At 58.2% G+C, this 20,579-nt stretch carries 16 protein-coding genes; 8 read left to right on the top strand and 8 right to left on the bottom strand.

Annotated elements, in window-relative coordinates; genetic code table 11:
* Positions 1-72: 72 nt before the first annotated feature.
* The 7 genes from VHE34_RS15110 (at position 73) to VHE34_RS15080 (ending at position 10,326) form a co-directional block, all read left to right on the top strand.
* Complete coding sequence (locus VHE34_RS15110) at positions 73-3,234, top strand: WD40/YVTN/BNR-like repeat-containing protein (protein WP_325589358.1); 3,162 nt, start codon at positions 73-75, stop codon at positions 3,232-3,234.
* Positions 3,231-3,731 carry a hypothetical protein gene (locus VHE34_RS15105; protein WP_325589356.1) on the top strand — a complete coding sequence of 167 codons (501 nt, stop codon included), beginning with the start codon at positions 3,231-3,233 and terminating at the stop codon, positions 3,729-3,731. The genes VHE34_RS15110 and VHE34_RS15105 overlap by 4 nt, the downstream gene beginning before the upstream one ends.
* A gap of 42 nt (positions 3,732-3,773) precedes the next feature.
* Complete coding sequence (locus VHE34_RS15100) at positions 3,774-5,909, top strand: TonB-dependent receptor (protein ID WP_325589353.1); 2,136 nt, start codon at positions 3,774-3,776, stop codon at positions 5,907-5,909.
* 2 nt (positions 5,910-5,911) lie between these two features.
* Positions 5,912-6,778, top strand: a complete 867-nt coding sequence (locus tag VHE34_RS15095; protein ID WP_325589351.1) for a heme/hemin ABC transporter substrate-binding protein — start codon at positions 5,912-5,914, stop codon at positions 6,776-6,778.
* Positions 6,768-7,814, top strand: a complete 1,047-nt coding sequence (locus VHE34_RS15090) for an iron ABC transporter permease (RefSeq protein WP_325589349.1) — start codon at positions 6,768-6,770, stop codon at positions 7,812-7,814. Before VHE34_RS15095 ends, VHE34_RS15090 begins: the two co-directional genes overlap by 11 nt.
* Positions 7,807-8,595, top strand: a complete 789-nt coding sequence (locus VHE34_RS15085) for a heme ABC transporter ATP-binding protein (RefSeq protein WP_325589347.1) — start codon at positions 7,807-7,809, stop codon at positions 8,593-8,595. Before VHE34_RS15090 ends, VHE34_RS15085 begins: the two co-directional genes overlap by 8 nt.
* 63 nt (positions 8,596-8,658) lie before the next feature.
* The gene (locus VHE34_RS15080; RefSeq protein ID WP_325589345.1) at positions 8,659-10,326 is read left to right on the top strand and encodes a hypothetical protein; all 1,668 of its coding nucleotides are present in this window, start codon (positions 8,659-8,661) and stop codon (positions 10,324-10,326) included.
* Here the strand turns inward: VHE34_RS15080 and VHE34_RS15075 are convergent.
* A complete protein-coding gene (locus VHE34_RS15075) occupies positions 10,268-12,157 on the bottom strand; it encodes an AAA domain-containing protein (RefSeq protein WP_325589343.1) in 1,890 nt (629 codons plus the stop codon). The two genes, VHE34_RS15080 and VHE34_RS15075, sit on opposite strands and share 59 nt — an antisense overlap.
* Before the next feature lie 49 nt (positions 12,158-12,206).
* On the opposite strand from VHE34_RS15075, the gene VHE34_RS15070 reads away from it, so the two are divergent.
* Positions 12,207-12,539, top strand: a complete 333-nt coding sequence (locus VHE34_RS15070; protein WP_325589341.1) for a metalloregulator ArsR/SmtB family transcription factor — start codon at positions 12,207-12,209, stop codon at positions 12,537-12,539.
* 55 nt (positions 12,540-12,594) lie between these two features.
* On the opposite strand, the gene VHE34_RS15065 is transcribed toward VHE34_RS15070, so the two are convergent.
* From VHE34_RS15065 to VHE34_RS15035, 7 genes are all read right to left on the bottom strand, one after another.
* Complete coding sequence (locus tag VHE34_RS15065; protein ID WP_325589339.1) at positions 12,595-13,263, bottom strand: hypothetical protein; 669 nt, start codon at positions 13,261-13,263, stop codon at positions 12,595-12,597.
* A gap of 18 nt (positions 13,264-13,281) precedes the next feature.
* Positions 13,282-14,049, bottom strand: a complete 768-nt coding sequence (locus tag VHE34_RS15060) for a DUF4097 family beta strand repeat-containing protein (RefSeq protein WP_325589336.1) — start codon at positions 14,047-14,049, stop codon at positions 13,282-13,284.
* 35 nt (positions 14,050-14,084) lie between these two features.
* Positions 14,085-14,921, bottom strand: coding sequence for a zf-HC2 domain-containing protein (locus VHE34_RS15055; RefSeq protein WP_325589332.1), 837 nt, complete (start codon positions 14,919-14,921; stop codon positions 14,085-14,087).
* 5 nt (positions 14,922-14,926) lie between these two features.
* Positions 14,927-15,439 (bottom strand): RNA polymerase sigma factor, encoded by a 513-nt coding sequence (locus VHE34_RS15050; protein ID WP_325589330.1) that lies wholly within the window; start codon positions 15,437-15,439, stop codon positions 14,927-14,929.
* 102 nt (positions 15,440-15,541) lie between these two features.
* Positions 15,542-16,927: a serine hydrolase gene (locus VHE34_RS15045; RefSeq protein WP_325589328.1), complete on the bottom strand. Its 1,386-nt coding sequence runs from the start codon at positions 16,925-16,927 to the stop codon at positions 15,542-15,544.
* 49 nt (positions 16,928-16,976) lie between these two features.
* Complete coding sequence (locus VHE34_RS15040; RefSeq protein ID WP_325589326.1) at positions 16,977-19,352, bottom strand: hypothetical protein; 2,376 nt, start codon at positions 19,350-19,352, stop codon at positions 16,977-16,979.
* Positions 19,353-19,370: 18 nt separating this feature from the next.
* On the bottom strand, positions 19,371-20,543 hold the full coding sequence (locus VHE34_RS15035) for a DUF4249 domain-containing protein (protein ID WP_325589324.1): 1,173 nt from the start codon (positions 20,541-20,543) through the stop codon (positions 19,371-19,373).
* Between the last annotated feature and the right edge of the window lie 36 nt (positions 20,544-20,579).

Raw genomic sequence — 20,579 nt, 5'->3', positions numbered from 1 at the left:
TGTTTCATGGATTTGAACGCGAGTTATTTTTCCTCATAATCCTAAGGTAATTTCCCTAAAATTACTTTTGCTATGAAAAGGGTTTTACTTGTGCTTTTGGGGTTCGTGCTGACCGCGGCGAATGCGCAATCCGTCGACAGCAGCCTTTTCCGCCAGCTTCATTTCCGCTTCATCGGTCCCGACGGCAACCGCGCCATCGCCGTGGCCGGCGTCCCCGGCGACCGGAACGTCGCCTATGTCGGCGCCGCCTCGGGCGGTATCTTCAAGACAGAGGACGCGGGTATCACCTGGCGGCCCATCTTCGACAGCACCGATAATTCGTCGGTGGGCGCCCTCGCCATCGCGCCCACGGATGCGCGGCAGGTATGGGCGGGAACGGGCGAGACCTTTCTCATTCGCCCGGCGGAGGCCATGGGTAACGGCGTGTACAAGTCCACCAACGGCGGCCGCACCTGGACCAATATGGGCCTGCAGGCAACGGGCAGGATCAGCCGGGTCATCGTCGATCCCAATGACGCCAACATCGTCTATGTAGCCGCGTTGGGGAACACCCACGCGCCTCAACAGGAGCGGGGTATCTATAAAACTATGGATGGGGGCAAGACCTGGGAACGGGTCTTCTTCATCAATGAGTACACAGGCGCCTCGGACCTCTCCATCGATCCCCAACATCCCAATACGCTGTATGCGGCCATGTGGCAGATCACGTTCAACACCTGGCAGCTGAATAGCGGCGGGCCGGGCAGCGGCATCTTCAAGACGACAGACGGCGGTAAGACCTGGACCCGGCTCAGCAACGGTCTTCCCGGGGGCGAGGCCCATCCCGTGGGCAAGACATCGGTCGACGTTTCCTACAAGAACCCCAATATCGTGTATGCGCTGCTCGAGGACAAAGACCCGGGTTTGTACCGCAGCGAGGACGCAGGCGCCAGTTGGAAGAAGATGTTCACCAGCCACTCCATGGCCCAGCGCGCCAGCTATTATACCCGCGTCCGCGTGTCTACCGGCGATCCGAACGACGTCTTTACCATCTGTGTCACCGTCATGGAATCGAAGGACGGCGGTAAATCCTTCAACGGCAACCGCGAGAACGGCGACTACCGTCCCGGCGGCGACACACATGATATGTGGTTTGATCCCAAGGACCCCACCCGCGCCATGGTCGCCCACGACGGATGTATGAATATGACCTATAACGGCGGTAAGACCTGGCAGAATGTGAACCTGCCGATCGCCCAGATGTATCATGTGGCCGTAGACAACCAGGTGCCCTATTTCGTCTATGGCAACAAACAGGACGGAAGCAGCTATCGCGGACCGAGCAACAGCCTGCAGGGAGGCATTCCCACTTCGCTCTGGACGACGGTGGGCGGCTGCGAGAGCGGCTTTGCCCAACCCGACCCCGAGGACAACTCGATCATCTGGTCGGGCTGTTATGACGGCGGTCTCGACCGCACCGATCTGCGCACGGGTCATGTCCGCGATGTCCGCGCCTGGCCCGAGGCGGGCTATGGCTATCCGCCGGCTGAGATGCGTTATCGCTGGCATTGGAACTATCCCATGACCATTTCGCGGCATAATCATAACAAGGTGTATATCGGCAGCCAGTATGTGCATGTCACGACCGATGAAGGCCAGAGCTGGAAGGTGATCAGTCCCGATCTGACGACCAATGACAAGTCGCACCAGCAAAGCTCCGGCGGCGTGAGCACGGATAACCTGTTCACGTTCGACGGTTGTACCCTCTATGTCATCGCCGAATCCCCGTTACAGGACGGCTTGCTGTGGACGGGCAGCAACGATGGACTCGTACAGGTCACCCGCGACGACGGCAAACACTGGGAGAACGTCACGGCCAATATCCCCGGCCTGCCCAAATGGTCCACCATTCGCGCGATCGACCCCTCGAATTTCGATACAGGCACCTGTTATATCTCCGTCGACGGGCAGTTCATCGGCGATTTCAACCCCTATATTTACAAGACGACCGACTTCGGGAACAGCTGGAAGCTGATCAGCGGGACCTTTCCGCGGAGCAACTCCTCCTTCGTCCACCAGATCAAAGAGGACCCGGCAAAGAAAGGCCTGCTTTGGGCCGGCACCGACAACGGGCTGTACTTTTCGCCCGACGATGGCGGCAACTGGGTGCATTTGAAGAATAACCTTCCGCCGGCGCCGATCTATGGCATCGCTATCCAGTCCAATTTTAAGGACCTGGTGCTGGGTACATACGGACGGGGCTTCTATATCCTCGACGATATCACGCCGATCCGCGAGTTCAGCGCGCAGGTGCAGGCCTCCGAAGCCTGGCTCTTCCCGCTGCGCAAGGCGTATCGCTTCCGGCCAAAGCTGAGCATCCATGGCGAACGCGGCGGCAACAGCGGGCAGAATCCGCCGTATGGCGCCGATATCAATTACTATTTGAGGGACGATGTAAAGGATACGGTCAAGGTGTTGATCGTCGATGCGGCGGGCAATACGATCCAACAGATAAAGGGCTCCAACCGTCGTGGCATCAACCGCGTCTGGTGGGACCTCGGTCTTCAGCCCTATGTCCTGCCGCCCTTGCGGACCCGGCCTGAGGATGCCGACTGGGTGAAGCTGGACTCCAATGGCGAAAGGGCGATGGTGATCTATGACCTCGACATCGGCCCCGGCCTGCCGACGACCAAGGTACTTCCAGGTACGTATTCAGTCGTCCTAAAGGTCGGTCAAAACGAGTTTCGTCAGGCTTTGGAGGTTTTACGTGACCCGCACACGGCGGGATCGGATGAGGATATCAGAGAACAATATATCTTTGGCACGCAAATCTATCAATCTATCCAAAGCGTGCTGCATATGATCGATACACTCGAGATCCTGCGAAGCAAGGCCGATTCCATCGGGGCGAAGCTGGACAATAAGAAGCAGAAGGCCAGGCTGGCCGCCTGGCGACACCAACTGGTCGAGGTGGAAGGCTTGCTGCACGACGTACACGCCACGGGGGCCCGGGAGGATATCTTCCGCAACCCGGCCCAGCTACTCGAGCGTTTTCTCACTGTCTCCAAGGAAAGCATCTCGGGAGGATCGGACTTCCGGCCTACGGATCAGCACCGGGAAGTATACAACCTGCTCGGCGGCCGTCTCGTAGCGGCCCGGGCAAAATACGAGGCGGCTCTGAAGACCTTCCCCGCGCCGCTGCCCGCCGGGCTGCTGCCGAAGGAAAAACTCGATAAACGAAAAGGCACGAATTGAGAACAACCGGGACCATATTACTATTCCTGCTGATGGTCTATACCCAATGGGGTTACCCCCTGCAGTCGATTATTCAACGGATGCAAATAAAGGAGGCGGCCCGCGAAGCGTGGATCGCCTCCCTTCCCGACAAATTGTTCGAGCGTATTTCGCTTGCCGACATCGGCGCCCATGGAAAGTTGGAGGATGGCGGCCGTGAGTGCTGGTACCGCGGCCATCTTTATGACATCATCCGCCAACGTCGCGAGGGTGATACCACCTGGTGTTTTTGCCTCGATGATACCCGGGAGGAAAGGCTGATCCGGCAATCTGATGCGGCTACGAAGACCAACCTCGACCACCATTCCCTGACACCGTCTTTTTGCGATCTTGTTTGTGAGATGCCGTGTTGGCGAATCCTTCCGCCGCGCGTAAACGCGAGGGTGTATTTTTTTTGCAGCGATAAATCGCTGCCTGTCTGTTTTGATGAGATATTGATCCCGCCTCCCAGGGCGTAGGCTGTTTTCCGCTTAATTTATTTCTTATCAAAACTCATTCGCATGTTGAAAAAGACAGGCTTATCCTTATTTTCAGTATTTTCTTCCTTTGTATTAGTGGCGCAGGAAGCGCCCAAAGACACGACAAGAACGCAAACCCTCAACACCGTGCAGGTGACAAGCTGGTCAGCCGGGAAAAAAGATAACCAGCTGGACGTTCCGCGGTCGGTCGGCGTACTGAGCGCCGAAGATTTTCACCGCAACAACGGGCTCTCGCTGGAGAATTCGCTTAACCTCATCCCCGGCGTCAGCATGGGCTCCCGTACGACCTTTGGTGGGCAACGGATCATCATCCGCGGGTATGGCAACAACACCAACTTCAACGGCCAGGGTGTACAGGTGCTGCTGAACAATATCCCTATCACCGACGCTACCGGCGCCACCATCCTCGACGATATCGATTTCGCCACGCTGGGGAAGGTGGAAGTGGTGAAGGGACCCGCCTCCTCGCTCTACGGCGCGGGCGTCGCGGGGGTCGTCAACCTCTTCACGCTAAAACCCCGGCCCAACCAGACGCGCTTCGTCGAGGAGAATACCGGCGGCAGCAACGGCCTCTGGCGGACCAACACCCGGTTTGAAACGGCCAACGAACACTCGTCCCTGCTCGTCAACTACGGTCACCAGGAACAAGAAGGCTGGCGGACCAACAGCGCCTCGCGGAAGGACTATGCCCAGTTCAGCGGGGATTTCTATGTCAGCGACAAGAACACCCTTTCTGCCTATTTTGCCTATGCCCATAGCCTCGAGCAGCTGGCGGGGGAGATGACCGATAGCATTATCTATCACCGTATCGTGTGGAGCGACCCCGCCTATCTCGTCAACGGCAGTAAGACTGTCATCGAGAGCTTCCGCGCCGGTTTGACGGATAATTACAGGATCGACGGCCATTTCAGCAACCAGACGACGGTATACACCAACAGCTATACCCTCAACCAGCCCTTTGCCCATGGACTGACCGATAACCAGGCCTTTACGTTCGGTGGCCGGACGGGGTTCGTCTATTCGTCGGACACGGGGAATGTTACGGTTCATGCGATCCTCGGCGCCCAGTTCCAGAAGACGATCGCCTTCAACAAATCGTATAATCTTGCCAACAATGTGCCTGGAGGTATCCGCGGCGATCTGCAGAACTCGTCTCAGGGTTATAATGTCTTCACCGAATGGAAATTCAGCCTGCCCGCGAAATGGATCGTGACGGCGGGCGGTAGTCTCGACTTCACCGAATACGCCATCGCGGACATGCTGGCCAATTCAGCCAATCCCACCCACGCCAACCAGTCGGGGGATAAAAGCTTTTCCCCCGTGTTCATGCCCCGCATCTCGTTGCTGAAATTGTTGAACGAGCATGTCTCGGTATATGCCGATCTCAGCCGCGGGTATACGCCGCCGCCGACGTCAAATGTGATCAATTCCGTGCTGGGCACGGCGAACAAGTCGCTCAAGCCGGAATCGGCATTTCAATACGAGATCGGATCGAAAGGGGACCTGCTGGACGGGAAGCTGTCCTATCAGCTGGCGCTGTTCGACCTCGACATCCGCAACAAGATCGTCGCGCAACAAGTCCCGGCGAGTGGTACTACGCCCACCTATACCACCTATGTCAATGCGGGGCGTCAGCAGAACCTGGGCGCAGAGCTTGCCCTTAGCTATGCGATCGTCAACTCTCCGAATTCGGCTGTCACGCTGCTGAGACCTTTCGTGACCTATACCTATTCCGATTTCAAATACAAGGACTTCTACAGCGACAATAACCACAATGCAGCAACGCTGAACTTTTCCAACAACAAGGTGGCGGGTGTGGCGCCCAATGTCGTCAACCTGGGGATCGATGTGCAGACAAAGCCGGGATTTTATGCCTATCTTACCTACCGGCATGTGGACGCTGTACCGTATACCTTCGATAACAAGTATTCCGCGCGGCCTTTCAATCTTTTCAATGGGAAGATCGGGTACCGCAGCCAGCTGGGGAATCATTTTTCAGTCGATCTGTATGCAGGCGCCGACAACCTGACCAACAGCACCTACTACAGTTTTTTGTTCTTTTCCGGCACGCTGGCGGGAACCACCGACCCGCATTTCCTGCCGATGCCGTATAATGCGGCGTGGTATGGCGGGGCTAAACTCGCCTATATATTTTAACTATGAAGCAAAATATATCTCTCTTAGGACTCGTCCTGCTGCTGGCCGCTTGTGGCCAGCCGGCGGAGAAGCATAATGACAAAGCCGGGTTGCGCATCGTCAGCGTCAGCAAGCAGCTCACGGAGATCATCTTTGCGGTGGGTGGCGACACGGCGCTTGTGGGCCGTGACATCTCCAGTACCTGGCCGCCCGAAGCAAAGAAGATAACGGCCGTGGGCTATCACCGCGCGCTGGCCCCCGAGGGGATCATCTCGCTGAACCCAACCGTGGTTTGGAACGATGGCAACTGGGGCCCGCAGCCGACCATCGACCAACTGAAGAAGGTGGGTATCCCGCTCCGCCGGTTCGATGGTGGGAATACGATCGACAGTACCGAGCGGCTCATCCGTGCCGTCGCAGCCGAGTTCCACAATGCGCGTGCGGGCGATTCTCTTTGTCAGCGATTGGACCGCGATATGGCGCGGGCGGATTCGTTGAGAAAGACATTCGCGGGTCAGCCGCCGCTGCGGGTAATGGTGATACATTTCGGGCAGGCCGCCAACCAGTATTTCGTGCTTAGTCATCGGGGCATCCAGCAGCAGATGCTCGACTGGGCGGGCGCCGTCAACGCCGCCGATACCGCGCAGAAATGGAAGAACCTCAGCGCGGAGGTGGTCGCCCAGGCGCAACCCGATGTCATCCTGGCTACGGATTATGGATACGACCTGCAGGGAAGCCTCGAGAAATTCAAACAGCTGCCGGGGGTGGCGCTTTCTCCCGCGGCAAAGAACAACCGCATTTACCGGATCGAAGAGCATGACCTGGTGTATCTTGGGCCGAGGACGGGCCAGAATGTGTACGATCTTATCCGGCTGATCCATGGGAAATAGATATTATTGGGGTCTGGGCGCCTTGCTGCTGGTGTCCCTGCTCGTCTCCGCGCGGGTAGGGGCAGTATCGATTCCCTATGATCGTATCCTCCTGTATCTAAAACACGCCGTCAGCGGCGGCAATGCCGCTGCCTCCATCGAAGAACGCCTCTTCTTACAGATCCGCCTGCCGCGCGTCCTGCTTTGCGCCTTTACCGGCGCGGCGCTGGCCGTCTCTGGCGCTCTGATGCAGGCGCTGTTCCGCAACCCGATCGTGGAGCCGGGACTGGTTGGCACGTCTTCGGGCGCGGCATTCGGCGCGGCCTTCGTCTTCGTCATGGGCAAGAACCTTACCGGCGCCTGGGTGGATGCCGCGGGTCCTTTCCTGCTGCCGCTGTTTGCCTTCGCCGGCGGCGGCGCCGCGACATGGCTGGTGTACCGGCTTTCGAATGTCTTTGGCAAAGTAAATGTAAATACCTTGTTACTGGCGGGGATTGCGGTAAACGCTCTTGCGGCAGGAGGGACGGGGTTCTTCTCCTACATCGCCCGGGACCCCCAGGCCAGGAGCATCGTCTTCTGGAATCTGGGCACCTTGTCGGGGGCGGACTGGAGCAATACCGGCATTGTGGCGGTTTCGACGGTCGCCGGCATCGCGTTGTCGCTGGGCTATGCAAAAGCCCTGAACGCCCTGATGTTGGGTGAGACGGAGGCGGGGTACCTGGGCGTGCGGACGACGAGGCTGAAGGGGCGCATCCTGCTCATCAATACCTTCATGGTGGCCGTAGCCACTTCGGTCGTCGGCGTCATTGCGTTTGTGGGACTCGTGGTGCCGCATATCCTCCGGCTGTTGAAAAGCGCCGACAACCGCTTCCTGATCATCGCCTCGGCGCTGCTCGGCGCGATCCTGCTGAACTTCGCCGATATGCTGGCGCGCGTGATCGTGGCGCCCTCCGAGTTCCCCATCGGCGTCCTGACGGCCGTCGCCGGCGCGCCGGTATTCCTCTATTTGCTGATTAGGGCGGGCCGCCGGCAACAGGAAGGAGGGTTCTATGCTTAGGATCGACGATGTCCATTGTGACGCCGGCGGCAGACCGATCCTCCGCGGAATCAGCACGGAATTTGCACCGGGACTGCTTCATGTCATCGTCGGTCCGAACGGCAGCGGCAAATCCACCTTCCTGAAGGCCTTCAGCGGCGAATGGCCGATAACCGCGGGCGCCGTATACTATGACGGGCAGCCGCTTGCGGCCCTTCCTAAGATCCGGCTGGCCCAGCGCCGGGCCGTCATGAGCCAGCTGCCGGAACTACATTTCCCCATTCGGGTAGACGATATCGTTATGATGGGCCGCTATCCGCATTTTGCGTACCGGCACGGTCCTCATGACACGGATATCTGCCGGAAGGCCATGGAACGTCTCGGCGTGCTGGAACTCGCGGACCGGGATTATCTTACGCTATCGGGGGGCGAACGTCAGCGGGTGCAATTCGCCCGGGCGCTGGCGCAGATCTGGGACATACCGGTGTCGGGGGGGAGCCGCTACCTCTTCCTCGATGAACCCGTATCCAGCCTTGACGTTCACTATCAGCATGGATTCCTTGGACTGGCGCGCACGCTTGCCGCATCGGGCATCGTGGTTGTTGCGGTCCTGCATGACCTCAACCTGGCGTTACAATATGCCGACCGGATGCTGTTCCTGAAATCGGGCCGGATCGTGGCGGCGGGCGAGGCGCCGGCGATTGTCACGCCCGAGCTGATCGGCGAAGTCTTTGGCGTGGCTGTCCATCTGCTGATCCATCCTTATAGCGACCGGCCGGTCGTGGTCTACCAAAACGGTTAATATCGGCCGCGAAGCGGCTAATATAGGAAAAGCCTATTTCGGGACGAATCGGGATATTTAAGCATGAGAAACTTCCTTTTACTGGTCGCCGCGCTCTCGTCGACCGTCGGCGTCCGGGCGCAGGATTCTGTAGAGAACGCCAAACGCGCCGCAGCCATCGAACAGACACAGGCCGGCAACCGGCCGGCGCCGGAGCTCATCGCCGGCTTCGATGGGCTGGGGGAGGGATTCACGGGTCCGCAGGGTACGGCGCTGTATCGGAATCCTTCTGACAATGCCCTTGCTGTGGGGCCGGATCATATCTTCCAGATCGTCAACACAAGGATGGCGATATACACCAAGAAAGGAAAGAAATACGATAGCACGGGCCGCGTCCTGCTCGGGCCCGCCGAGACTAGGAGTGTCTTTAAGGGATTCGGCGGTCCATGTGAAAAGCTGAATAACGGCGATGCCGTCGTCCGTTATGACCAGCTGGCCAACCGCTGGCTGATCGTGATGCCCACGTTCCGCCGCGGCATCCCCCGCACGCAGGAGCTGGATTCTGCCCATGGCATGGTCCCGTATCCGCCGCAGCCCGGCAAGGCCGAGATGATCTACCAGGCGCCGCCAAGTTATCCGGAAGAGCGGCCGGCCGGCGGCGGCGTCCGGCGCACCCGCGTCGATACGGTGGGCACGTTCTGTATGTGCTATGCGATCAGCACCGGGCCCGATCCGCTCGGCCCTTACTACCGCTATGAGTTCGACCGGCCGCTGTTTCCCGATTATCCCCGTCCCGTCATCTGGCCGGACGGCTACTACCTGACCAGCAGCACCAGCGACAACCTGATCCAGCGCCAGGCCTTTGTGACCGATCGGGAAAAGATGCTCAAGGGCGAACCGGCGACCGAACAACACTTTATCATCAATGACGTCAACTTCCTGCTCAACTCCGATGTCGAGGGGCAGCAGCTGCCGCAGAAGGGGGCGCCCAATATTATGATCACCAACGGCGGCACCCAGCTGCACAACCAATTCGAGGACGACGGCCTCTACTACTGGAAATTCCATGTCGACTGGAAGGATACGACGAAGACGAAGATCGAAGGTCCGATCAGGATCCCTGTCGCGCCTTATCACTATGCCGGCGACGGCCAGCTGAAGAAGTCGGTGCCGCAGCCGGGGAGCGATATGGGCCTTGACACGCAGGGTGACAAACTGCATGGCCGGCTCGTCTACCGGCGTATCGGCAAACAGGAATCGTATATCGTCGCGCATTCTGTCCGCACCGCCGCGGGCGGGAGCGGCATCCGCTGGTACGAGCTTCGCAGCGACCGCCATCAGAAGCTCAGCCTCTATCAGCAGGGTACCTATGCACCTGGCGGCGACTGGCGCTGGCTTCCCGGCATCGCCACCGATAAAGAGGGCAATATCGGCCTTGGCTATTCCTTTGGCGGAAAGGACCATTTCCCCGGCCAGCGGTTCACGGGCAGGCTGGCGGGCGATGCTCCTGGCATTATGGGCTTCGGGGAAGGCGTTCTTGCCGAGGGGCAGGCTTCGCAGGGTAATACGCTTCGCTGGGAGGACTACACTTATATGGTGATCGATCCCGCTGATGACGCCACCTTCTGGTATGTGGGGGATTACCTGAAAAAGGATGCGAAGAACTATTCGACGAAGATCGGCGGGTTCAGGCTTAGTCCGCAAACTCCCAAGCACTCTGGTACGCCGAGTGATTCTCAGCATAAGCAATGAGACCCGCATAGAAGGGTAGCCGCGATAGAGTAGCGCTGTCGCCGATGACGACCAGTCGTTTTCTCGCCCGCGTCATTGCCACATTCATCCGGCGGATCTCCGATAGAAATCCGATCCGGCTGTCAGCGTTGCTGCGCGTCATCCCGATATAGACGATATCGCGTTCCTGTCCCTGGAAGCTGTCGATCGTGTTGACCGCGATCTTGCCGGCGTATGGCGTCAGGTCCGTGCTGGAGGCTACCAGGTGCTGCAACAGCTGCACCTGGTGGCGGTAGGGCGAGATAATGGCCAGGGTGGGGAAGTCCTTCGGCGGATAATACTCCGCGAGGTGGGCGGCCAGCTGCCGCAAATGCCGGACGAGGAAGGCCGCCTCTTCGGGATTGGTGATCCCCGTGCCTTCGGCCTTTTCGTCATAGCCACAACCGGCGGTGTCGATAAAATTCAGCGCCGGCGCCCCGTCGAATATTGTGTGACCGGCAACGGTAGGGTGGGCCCGGAGGCGGTTTTGATAGAAATGTTCCGAAGAATAGCCCATGATCTGTTCGTGCATCCGGTATTGTTCTTCCAGCAGGACGACCGCTTCGGGAAAACGTTTGACCAATTTCTCCATCAAAGTATTGGAAAGGGCCTCTTCTGCCTTGATCGTCGGTGGCAGCTGACAATGATCTCCTGCCAGTACCAGGCGCCTTGCCTTTAGCGCAGGGATCCAACACGCCGGCTCCAGCGCCTGCCCCGCCTCATCGATCACCGCCGTCGAATACCGCAGATTGCGAACGGTATAATGATTGGCGCCGACCAATGTCGCCGTGATCACCCGGGCGCGGGTCAAAATATCGTCAAGGATATACTGCTCCATCCGCTCAACCTCGTCGAGCACCTTACGGGCCTCGTCGAACAGCGCCTTTCGCTGCTCGCGTTCGGCCGGGCCAAAGCTCCGCTTGTACTTATGCGCCATATTGCGAAACTCCGCGGCCTTTTTCTTCAGCTTTTTGATCTCCTTCATCGACGGATGTTCCGCCATCCGGCTGTCGAGCGTCAGCGATTGCAATTGTTCAGAGACCTTGGCGGGGTTGCCGACCCGAAGGACATTCAGCCCCGCATCGGTCAGCCGCTCGCTCAGGAGATCGACGGCCGTATTGCTCGGTGCACAGACCAGCACCGGTGTCTTATCGCGCGCCGAAAGGGCGAGGATAGCCTGTACCAGGGTCGTCGTCTTACCCGTACCGGGAGGGCCGTGGACGATGGCGAGATCGTCTGCGGACAATATCTTTTCCACTGCTGTTTGCTGGGAGGCGTTGAGCCGCGCCAGCGGCGCGGGGATCTGGGTTTGAAAGGTTGGGGTATCCTGCCCTGTACAAACGCGCACCAACCTTCCTTCTTCTTTCTTTTCTATCAGCGCCGCCGCCTGCCGCAAGGCCGAGAACATCTCGGTATAGCTGTTGTCGTCGAAAAGCAGGTCGATACCCAATTTGCCGTTGCGCGTCCAGTCCGGCAACTCATCGGTGCGAAGCGTCAGTTTCAGCCGGTTACCGCCCTGGAAGGAGATGGTTCCCTCGACCCGGTCGTTTGCCGCATCGTGATTGGAGAAAAGCGCCGCGGGGGTGCCGAACCGCAATTGGTGCGGGAGATCGGTATTGGAGGTCCGTTCCACCTCCACCGTGAGATAGTCGCCCCGTCCCAACTCCGTGTCGCGGATCGCGACCGGGAACCAGGCCAGCCCCGCCTCCCGGCGCTGGGCCACCGTCGTTGACCCGGCGAGCTGTTGGTATTGCCGGCGGTCTTCCGCCTGCTCCGTTCTCAAGAGGTCGGTGAGTTGCTTGAAATAATCCATCCGGCAAAGATAGTTTTATTATATTTGCAACCAAAAGGTTTCCTTTGCTATGCGAAGAGATGTATTCCAGGCGATCGCCGACCCCACCCGCAGGCAGATCATCAATATGGTCGCCCATCAATCCATGAACGTCAACGCCGTTGCCGGCAACTTCGATGTCAGCCGCACGGCCATCTACAAACATGTGAAGATCCTCACGGAATGCGGGTTGATCGTCATCAAACAACAGGGCCGGGAACGGTTTTATGAGGCGCGGCTCGAAAAGTTGCACGAGATCTCGGACTGGGTGGGCCAGTACCGCCAGTTCTGGACGGAACGCTTCGACGCCCTTGAAAATTATCTGAACCAAATCCAGTCGAAAGATAAAAAAAAGGGTAAATAATCGGTCTGCTGTACAGGAATGCCTATCTTTTTCGAAGGGCATTCCCCTCACATATTCAACCGTCTTTGCGGAAGAAGATATTCCCGCTGATCGTTTCCAGATCGATCCGTTTTCCGCCGCCGCCATTCAGATCGGCATTGATGGAGCCTCCGCCGACATGCCGGACCCCTTTGGCGGTGCTGTTCAATTCGATATTGCTGTACATCGTGCCGGTAATGGTATGCATCTTCACTTCGGCCTTGCGGGCGGGGTTGATGGCCAGGTCGATGAATCCGCTGATGCTGTGCGCCCGGACCTCGGCCGTATTACCGGTGATGATGATGTTCCCGTTGATCGTCTCCACGGAGAAATCGGCATTCTCGGGAAGATAGATCGTATGAAAGATCTCCGTCTGGTAGTTGCAGCAGCAGCAACAGTTGGAATCCTTGCGATTGCGGCGGATGCGGTTTGTCTCCAGCTTACCCTGGATATTGATCGAGCGGCCGGTCTCGTCGAACACCATCGCGTAATCGTCGTTGTTCTGGTTGTCGTTGACGTCGATGGAGCTCTTCACATATACTTCATTCTTTGTCCAGGTGATGATCCGGATGGAGTCGGAGATCTGGAAATTCATCGAGACAAAACCGTTGGGCGAATAGTTGAGATGCTTTTCGATGATCTTCTGCGCCTGTGTTGCGGGGATCAACCCGAGACAAAACAGCGCGATGAAAAATGAATTCTTCATATACGTTGGTTTTTATGGTTATCCTTTCCGCAGATAGACGGAGCCGCTGACGCTATGCAGTCTCACTGCCGTTCCGCCTCCGTTGAGATCGGCGCGGATCTCGCTGCCGCCGATGCGCTTCATGTCCTTGCCGGCCGGGAAATCGAAATCGGAATACATCTGCCCCGACACGGTCCCCATTTCGAGGCTGAAGGGCGTCCTGGCGGGAATGGTCACATCCACCTCGCCGCTGACCGAGGAGATCGAGATCGGCTTGTCTTTGGCGATCTCGGTGAACACGACATTTACGCTGCCGCTGATCGTCGAGACCACGATCGGGCCGGTGACCTTGTTCAGGGTGATGTCATGACAGCCCTTGAATTCCACTTCGTTCTTGATATTGGTGATGGTGGTGGGGCCGCCGTGGGCACATTCCCGCGTGATCTCGAGGGCGATACTCTCGGGGACCTTGATCCTGTATTGTGCGCTTTGGGTGATCGGCAGCAGGCAGCGGAGCCTGATCCGATTGCCGTCCTTCTCCATCGCGACGCCGAGACCGGTATTGTCCGTACCTGCGGCATAGATGGGTTTCAGGCCTCTTGCCCGGTCCGAGCCGGACCGGTTGCCGCCGCTGACGATGATCTCATTCCCTGCATATCCCTCGATCGGCAGATCGTCCGTAAAATCTTCGAGGATCAGCCTGGCATCTTTCAGATCACTCACCGTGACCTTGTAATCCTGCGCCCGGGTCAGCAAACCGACACATAGGGACGCGATGAGGAGGAAGCTATACTTCATTTGTTTCATGTTTTTTAAATTTTGAGATTATGGGGTTGCCGCCATTACAGCACGGTGAGGCTCTTTTGTGCGGCGTCTTTTACTTCTTTGAGAGTCTTCTTGTTGGTCATGATCTCCCTGATCGGACCGATGGCCTTCCGTTCGCGTTTTTCGGCCAGCAGGTTGATCAGTACTACCTGGATGATCGGTTCGGTCTGGATGCCCAGCGATGTGACCAGTGAATCGCGGACCACATGCCGGTCGGCGAAGCGGGCCAGGGAATAGAGTGCGGCAAGGCGTACGTTGACATTCTTATCGTTGTTGAGCGAATTGAAAAGGGCGTCGATGACCTTTTGATCCGGGCTCGCCATTTGATCGGCATAGCTTACGGCCTTGATGCGTTCGCTGGCGGACTGGTCGTCGATGCCGCTGAGCAGGTCCTTCTCCTTCATCTCCTTCTTCATGGTGTCGACCTCGGTCTGCAGGGTATGGACGAGGACTGCCGTATCGGGCGCCGGGGGAGAGGATTTCAGGGCCATCCCGATGGCGATCCCGCCGCCGAGCAGGATGACTGCCGCTGCTGCCCGGCCTGCCGCCGAGGTAAAGAATGCGATGACCTTTCCTCGCGGCTTTGCCTCCTTTTCCGGGGTGGTCAGCAGGTTGGCCATTGTCTCCATATTCAGTTCGGACTGGAGCATGGTATTGAAATTCTCGCGCAGGGTGGGTGAGGGCTGCTGCTGCCCGCTGCTCTTGATCGCCGACAACAATTGGCGCAAATCATCCGCCTCGCGGCGGCATTCATCACATCCTGCCAGGTGTTCCGCCAGCTGCGCCGCAAGGGGTGCAGGCAAGGCCTGGTCCACGTAATCCATCATCGCCGCTTGTATTTCTTTGCAATTCATAGTCGCTATTGTTTAAAATAATGGACCCGCAGCTGTTTGAGGGCCCTGTATACCTGCACCTTGATCGCCGCCACCGAGATATCCTTGATCCGCGAGATCTCTTCATATTTCAGTCCCTGGTACCGGCTTAGCACCAGGATCTCCCGCTGTTCGTGCGATAATTTCCCCAACGCCTCATCCAGCCGCTGGTATTGGTCCTCGCTGTAACTTGTCTGACCATCTGCCAACCGTTCCTCCGCCTCTTCGGGGTCCGTCAGCCGGCCCGGCGCCCTTTGCTCCTGCTTGCAATGGTCGAAGTGCACGTTGCGCGCCATCCGGTAAACCCAGCTCCGGAAAGTGCCCTGTTTGGGCTCAAAACTTTGCCGGTAGCGGATGACCCGGTAGAACAGGTTCTGTGTGAGGTCCTCGCTGACCGCCTTGTCCATTGTCAGGCGAAGGAAGAAGTTATACAGGGGAACCTGGTACCGGTCGAATAATGCGCCAAGCTCGGACAGATGCCCTTCTTTGACCAGCAGCATTATTTTTTCATCAGATAGTTCAGGCACCCGGGATAACTTTTGTGTTTCTAAATAGATTACTGTGAATCGGCAAAAGGGTTACAGCCTGGCGGGAAGTTTTTTTTATTTCAGCGCTGCCGCCACATCCGCCGCAAAATTCCCGGGATCAAGATACCCCTTTTCCAGGCTCAGGCGCACCACGACCAGTTTTTTAGAAGGAACTACGATAATATATTGACCATCAAATCCCTGGCAAGAATAGGCATCCAATGGCAACCGGTGGAACCGCCGCCAGTCGGAATGCCCCTCCCGGCCCGCATTGACCCACCACAGGGCCCCATACTCCCCGTTTCCGTCCTCATTATTATGTACGCCCGAAGGGCTTACCGTCCATTTCACCCAACCCTCCGGCAGGATGCGCCGGCCGCCTGCCACGCCATCGTTGAGATAGAGCAGACCAAACCGCGCCCAGTCCCTGGCCGTCGCATAACAATAAGAGCAACCGACAAAATTCCCGGCGGCATCGGGCTCGAGCGTGGTATGCAGCATGCCTGCCGGGTAAAAGATCTCTTCATATGGAAACCGGTAATAGGCGCTGTCGCCCAACCGGTCCCGGATCAGACGGCACAGGATGTTCGCATTCCCGTCGGAATAAAGGAACCGGGATCCCGGTGGGGCCTGTAGCGGCAGTCCGGCTGCAAAACCAGCCATATCCTTTTCCTTGAACAACATATTGGTCAAGTCACTGGGTCCGGCGGGAAACCAATGGAATCGCAGGCCACTCGTCATCTGCATCAGCTGTTGCCAGGTGATGGCTTTGCGCGGGTCGGCCTGCCAGGCGGCGACGGGGGCCGGCGACCGGATATCCAATCCCTGTTGCCGGACAAGTACGCCAATCATCGCATTGGTGATACTTTTAGCCATTGACCAGCCCAGCAGCGGCGTCCGGGCCGTAAAACCCGGCGCATATCGCTCGGCCACGATCTGGCCGTGATAGACGACGATCACGGCGCGGGTACCCCGGTCGGTATGATGCACCGTGTCGGCAAATGCCGATGCGACCGCCGAGTCGAGCCGTGCGAGGTCGACCTCTGCAACCGGCGTATCGGCTACCCGATCGCCCATCGGCCAATCGATGGTATCCTGCGAATAGCCCGGCAAACGGGCGAGCCCCGCCCGCTGGCTGCGTAGCTCCGCCTCGGAAACGCCGCTGACCAGGGTAGCCCCCAAACCTTTCCGGTAAATGGCCTTTCTCCGCGCCAGCCCGAGGATCGACGCGCTTACACTGCTATCGGCGCTGTCCACCCGAAAGCGCACAAGGGAAAAAGGAAAGGAGAACTCCCGGGTACGGATATCCCCTGGAGTCCGGCCGGCCAGAAAGACCTCCGAACAGGTCTTTTTTGCTACATACCCGCTTATGATCGGAAAGAACAACCAGCAATAAACCCCAAAAGCGCTCAGCAGACCCCAAAGGACGAGGTGAAGGAGGAGACGAAGAATCTTTTTCAATGAATCGTGTTTGATTCACTGCGGGATGCGGCCGATCGCGGATTCCATATTATTTCACCTCGAAATGAGCAACGCCGGTGCCGGCCGTTCCGTCTGCGGTCAGGCCTTCGGCAACGATTATATACTTGCCGGGGATGTCCGAAGAATAAAAGGTAAAGGGCTTCTTTCCTTTCGCGTCCGTCGCCGCCGAAGGCGTCCAGTACAGGACATTGCGAAAATCGGGGAGATGGCTGCCGGCGTCCCCGGGCGTCGCATAAGAAGGCGAGTAGAACTCCCGCTGTAGCTCCAGCCCGGCATAGTCGACGACGACGGCGCGGGGATCGAGGATATAGCCTGCCAGGTCGCCCTTGTAGCTGGTCCAGTTCATGACCCCTTCAAAATTGGAGCCTCCGAGAAAATAACGCCGCTGCACCGTTTCCAGCTTGCGGAGTTTCAGCGGGTCCAGCGCCATCAGCTGGTCGATGTTGAAGACCGGTACGCCGTCGAGCAGGATCAGCGGATCGTTCTCGAATACCGTTGTGGGATAGGACAGGTTAAAGACGGGCAGGTGCCAGTGCCCGTTGCGCCGTCTGACGTAGATCATCGTGACATATTCCCGCAGGACCTCCTCCATGGTGGTGAAGCGGACATAGTTATCCAGCAGGTAGGAATAGTCGGGGCGGTAGAAGAAGGCGCTGGTATCGGCGATGGGCACGTGGAACTGTTTCAGCCGGAGCCCGCCATACCGGTTCAGGACCTGGGTGGCGATATTCCGGTCGGTAAGCGTCGCCGAAAGCCCCTGGGGCATCACATAAGGATCCAACGGGTCTTTCGTGTATTCCTCCGAGAAAGGATTGTTGATCTCCACCCTGTATTGACTGTCGGCGGGATTGGTCTGGAGGATCAGCTCCTGGCTGCCATACAGATCCTTCATCTCGAACTGTACATGTCCGTAATCGTCGCTGCGCGCTACCGAGAACTGGGTCCGCGTACCCGGAACCGAGCAATAGGCCTGGATCATCTTCTGCGCCGGGCCGCCCGTCTTCGCGTCCACCATCCGGCCGGAGATGATCGAACCGTTGAATTCGGGAGGATATTGGAAGGCCGGCTCGGTATGCCGGAGGACGTCTGCCCACCGGAAACGCCGCCAGCCGTGGGTCATCAACAGATTGTCCATGGCCGCTTCGTCCTCGGGATGATCGAAATAATAACCTGGCGATTCGATCCTGCCTTTGAGATCGGACGCCAGCAGGAGCCAGGGCAGGATATGCTGGTCGCTGACGGGTTGCAGCGAGTCTGCGAGGTATACCGAGAGCGAGCAATCGGCAGCAACAGGGCGCCCGGCCCCATTCTCCGTCGACAGGCTGAGGCCGATCTTCTCCCGCATGCCGTAGCCGGCCTTGTCCGCGGCCACGGTAATGTGCAGCTGCCGGGAGGGTTGCCGGAAGACGAGCCGCTCGCAGACGGGCTGGCGGGAGGCGTCGAAGACGGTAAGGTGGGAGACCCCTTCGCCCAGGCTGTCCCGGTCAACAAGAAAACCGGCCTTCCCATCCTGCAGGTTGGCGGTGAGCGCTTCTTTGACCGACTGCCGGGTATCCGCCAGCAGGTAGACGGCGCCGCTCGCCGTGGTGGACCGAAGCTCCACCCGCCAATGGTTTCCGTCAGGAGTTACGGTCATCACCGTCCCCGCTTTTTCCGCAACGGGTAACAGGCTGTTGAAGGCCGTCCCGTCCGGGAGCCGGAAGATGGAACGATAGTGATGCCCCGCCCTCGGGGTATAGACAAAGCTGCCGATGCCGAAATGGAGGGGATTGGCGTGCGCCAGGGTGTCCTGCTCGTCTTCGGTGACGATGCCCGTGCATTCGACGCCCCGGCCGTATTGATCGGTCACGCGGAACGCCATTCTCACCGGCAGCTCCTCGACGAGATTGCCGCCTTCGGGGAAAAAGCTGACGCTGTATCGAGGGGCTACGGGTGCGGCGGACACACCCGCATCCTTCCGGGTATTGATGATCGTGATCGTCTTCTCGAAATATCCCTCGGGTCCATAGTTCTTCATCCAGGACGTGTAGGCGCGCAGCTTGTAATTGCCTGTGCGGACGGTGAGGGGCAGATAGAGACTGCCGTCTCCTGATCCGCTGTCCAGCCCGGTCTTGGCCTGCAACACCGGCTTGTTGTCCTTGTCCAGCCATTCGAGATACGCCACCTTGCTCATATCCAGCGGGCGATGCGCTCCGGCATCCACTGCATACACCTTGAACCAGCAGATCTCCCCCGCCAGGTAGAGGTCCTTGTCGGTATGCACATACAATTTCTCCTGCATCCGCTGTGCCCGGTACCGGTCGAGGTCTGCCCTGATCGACGCAGTCACCGGCCCCTGCGAAAAGCCCGCCGGCGCGGCCAGGGCCAGGTTGAGAAAAAGGAGGGTTATCTTTTGACGCATCATATTGTTCATGTTAGGATCTTAATAAGGCCAGTAGGATGGTTTTTTTGTCGTGCCCCCCCGCACCCGGCAGTCGACACAGTACGCGCCGTTGGCCCACCAGCCGATGAACCCAAATAGGCCATAGGCTCTATCCAGTGGTATGAATTGGCCGTTCTTGAGGATGTCATCGACGAACTTCCCGTTGGGGTCATCGTATACCAGGGTGTCGGGCATGTTGCACCCGAAGGAGTATCCCCAGTTATTCAGCTGGTTTCTGTCAATATAAATGCGCTGTCGCCGGACCGTCCCCGCCGAGACATACCCGATGATCGTCTCATCGGGATGGGCCAGGTTGTGGATGTTGCCCCGCAGTTCGGAAGGTTGCGCGTCGAAGATCGATCCCAGCGACTCGGTGTTGGCCTTCATCAGGCTCAGGAAATTATAGGCGTCCTTCGTCAACGCGTACTGGGTGACGATAACGCTGTAATGGACGCTCAGCTGCACGCTGGCCGGCGGGATGACCAACAGCTTCTGCCGATAGATGACGTCCTGCGACAGCTTGGTGCTGCTGGCCAGCAACAGCGAGGTCGACTGATCGCCCTGGTAGCAGGTATAGATGTATTCCGAATCCGCGCGGCGGTCCACCGAATCCTTGCCGTTGAGACGGAAATTCGGCGCGAACTTGAAGCTGGAGTATTCCGCCGAAGTATATTCCCAGGTTTCCGTATACTGCCATTGATAATAGCGGGTGGCGTTGGCCGGGTCATGTGTGTTGGCGTAGATGGTCACTCCATTGTTGTCCTGGATCCAGTTGATACTGTCGATCGGCGGACTCGTCCTGTATGCGACGGTGTCGGAGAGATAGGTATTACCATCCGTAGTCGCGATGCGCAACCGGTAGCGGATGCCCGGATTCAATGGTAGGGTATCGGCCGTATAGACGCCGGCCGTGGTTTCGGTCAGGGGATATACCGACTGGTCGGTCCCCTCCACCTGCACCTTTGCATGGGTTACCGCAGGGATCGTCGAATCACCGGGCAGCCGGATGACCCGGCTGAGGGTGAACTGCGTCGGCGCATTGCCGGCGATGAACCCTTCCACCACCATGTAGCCCTTCACCGGAGGCTGGTAAGGACTGTCATACCGTTGCTTGCATCGCGACAGCAGCAGCGAAAGGAACAAAACGGCAACTATTTTTGTATTACGCAACATAATATGATTCTTAATTGGGCCAGAAAAATGGTCTTT

The sequence above is a fragment of the Puia sp. genome, from assembly GCF_035546395.1.
In the GTDB taxonomy this organism is placed as follows: Bacteria; Bacteroidota; Bacteroidia; order Chitinophagales; family Chitinophagaceae; genus Puia.
Note: the sequence above shows the minus strand (reverse complement) of the source record. Positions and strands in the feature narration are given on the sequence as shown.

Bases quoted from the DNA above. Each gene is read 5' to 3' on its own strand.
- VHE34_RS15110 (WP_325589358.1), top strand. From the start codon at position 73: ATGAAAAGGGTTTTACTTGTGCTTTTGGGGTTCGTGCTGACCGCGGCG.
- VHE34_RS15100 (WP_325589353.1), top strand. From the start codon at position 3,774: ATGTTGAAAAAGACAGGCTTATCCTTATTTTCAGTATTTTCTTCCTTT.
- VHE34_RS15095 (WP_325589351.1), top strand. From the start codon at position 5,912: ATGAAGCAAAATATATCTCTCTTAGGACTCGTCCTGCTGCTGGCCGCT.
- VHE34_RS15090 (WP_325589349.1), top strand. From the start codon at position 6,768: ATGGGAAATAGATATTATTGGGGTCTGGGCGCCTTGCTGCTGGTGTCC.
- VHE34_RS15085 (WP_325589347.1), top strand. From the start codon at position 7,807: ATGCTTAGGATCGACGATGTCCATTGTGACGCCGGCGGCAGACCGATC.
- VHE34_RS15080 (WP_325589345.1), top strand. From the start codon at position 8,659: ATGAGAAACTTCCTTTTACTGGTCGCCGCGCTCTCGTCGACCGTCGGC.
- VHE34_RS15075 (WP_325589343.1), bottom strand. From the start codon at position 12,157: ATGGATTATTTCAAGCAACTCACCGACCTCTTGAGAACGGAGCAGGCG.
- VHE34_RS15070 (WP_325589341.1), top strand. From the start codon at position 12,207: ATGCGAAGAGATGTATTCCAGGCGATCGCCGACCCCACCCGCAGGCAG.
- VHE34_RS15065 (WP_325589339.1), bottom strand. From the start codon at position 13,263: ATGAAGAATTCATTTTTCATCGCGCTGTTTTGTCTCGGGTTGATCCCC.
- VHE34_RS15060 (WP_325589336.1), bottom strand. From the start codon at position 14,049: ATGAAACAAATGAAGTATAGCTTCCTCCTCATCGCGTCCCTATGTGTC.
- VHE34_RS15055 (WP_325589332.1), bottom strand. From the start codon at position 14,921: ATGAATTGCAAAGAAATACAAGCGGCGATGATGGATTACGTGGACCAG.
- VHE34_RS15050 (WP_325589330.1), bottom strand. From the start codon at position 15,439: ATGCTGCTGGTCAAAGAAGGGCATCTGTCCGAGCTTGGCGCATTATTC.
- VHE34_RS15040 (WP_325589326.1), bottom strand. From the start codon at position 19,352: ATGATGCGTCAAAAGATAACCCTCCTTTTTCTCAACCTGGCCCTGGCC.
- VHE34_RS15035 (WP_325589324.1), bottom strand. From the start codon at position 20,543: ATGTTGCGTAATACAAAAATAGTTGCCGTTTTGTTCCTTTCGCTGCTG.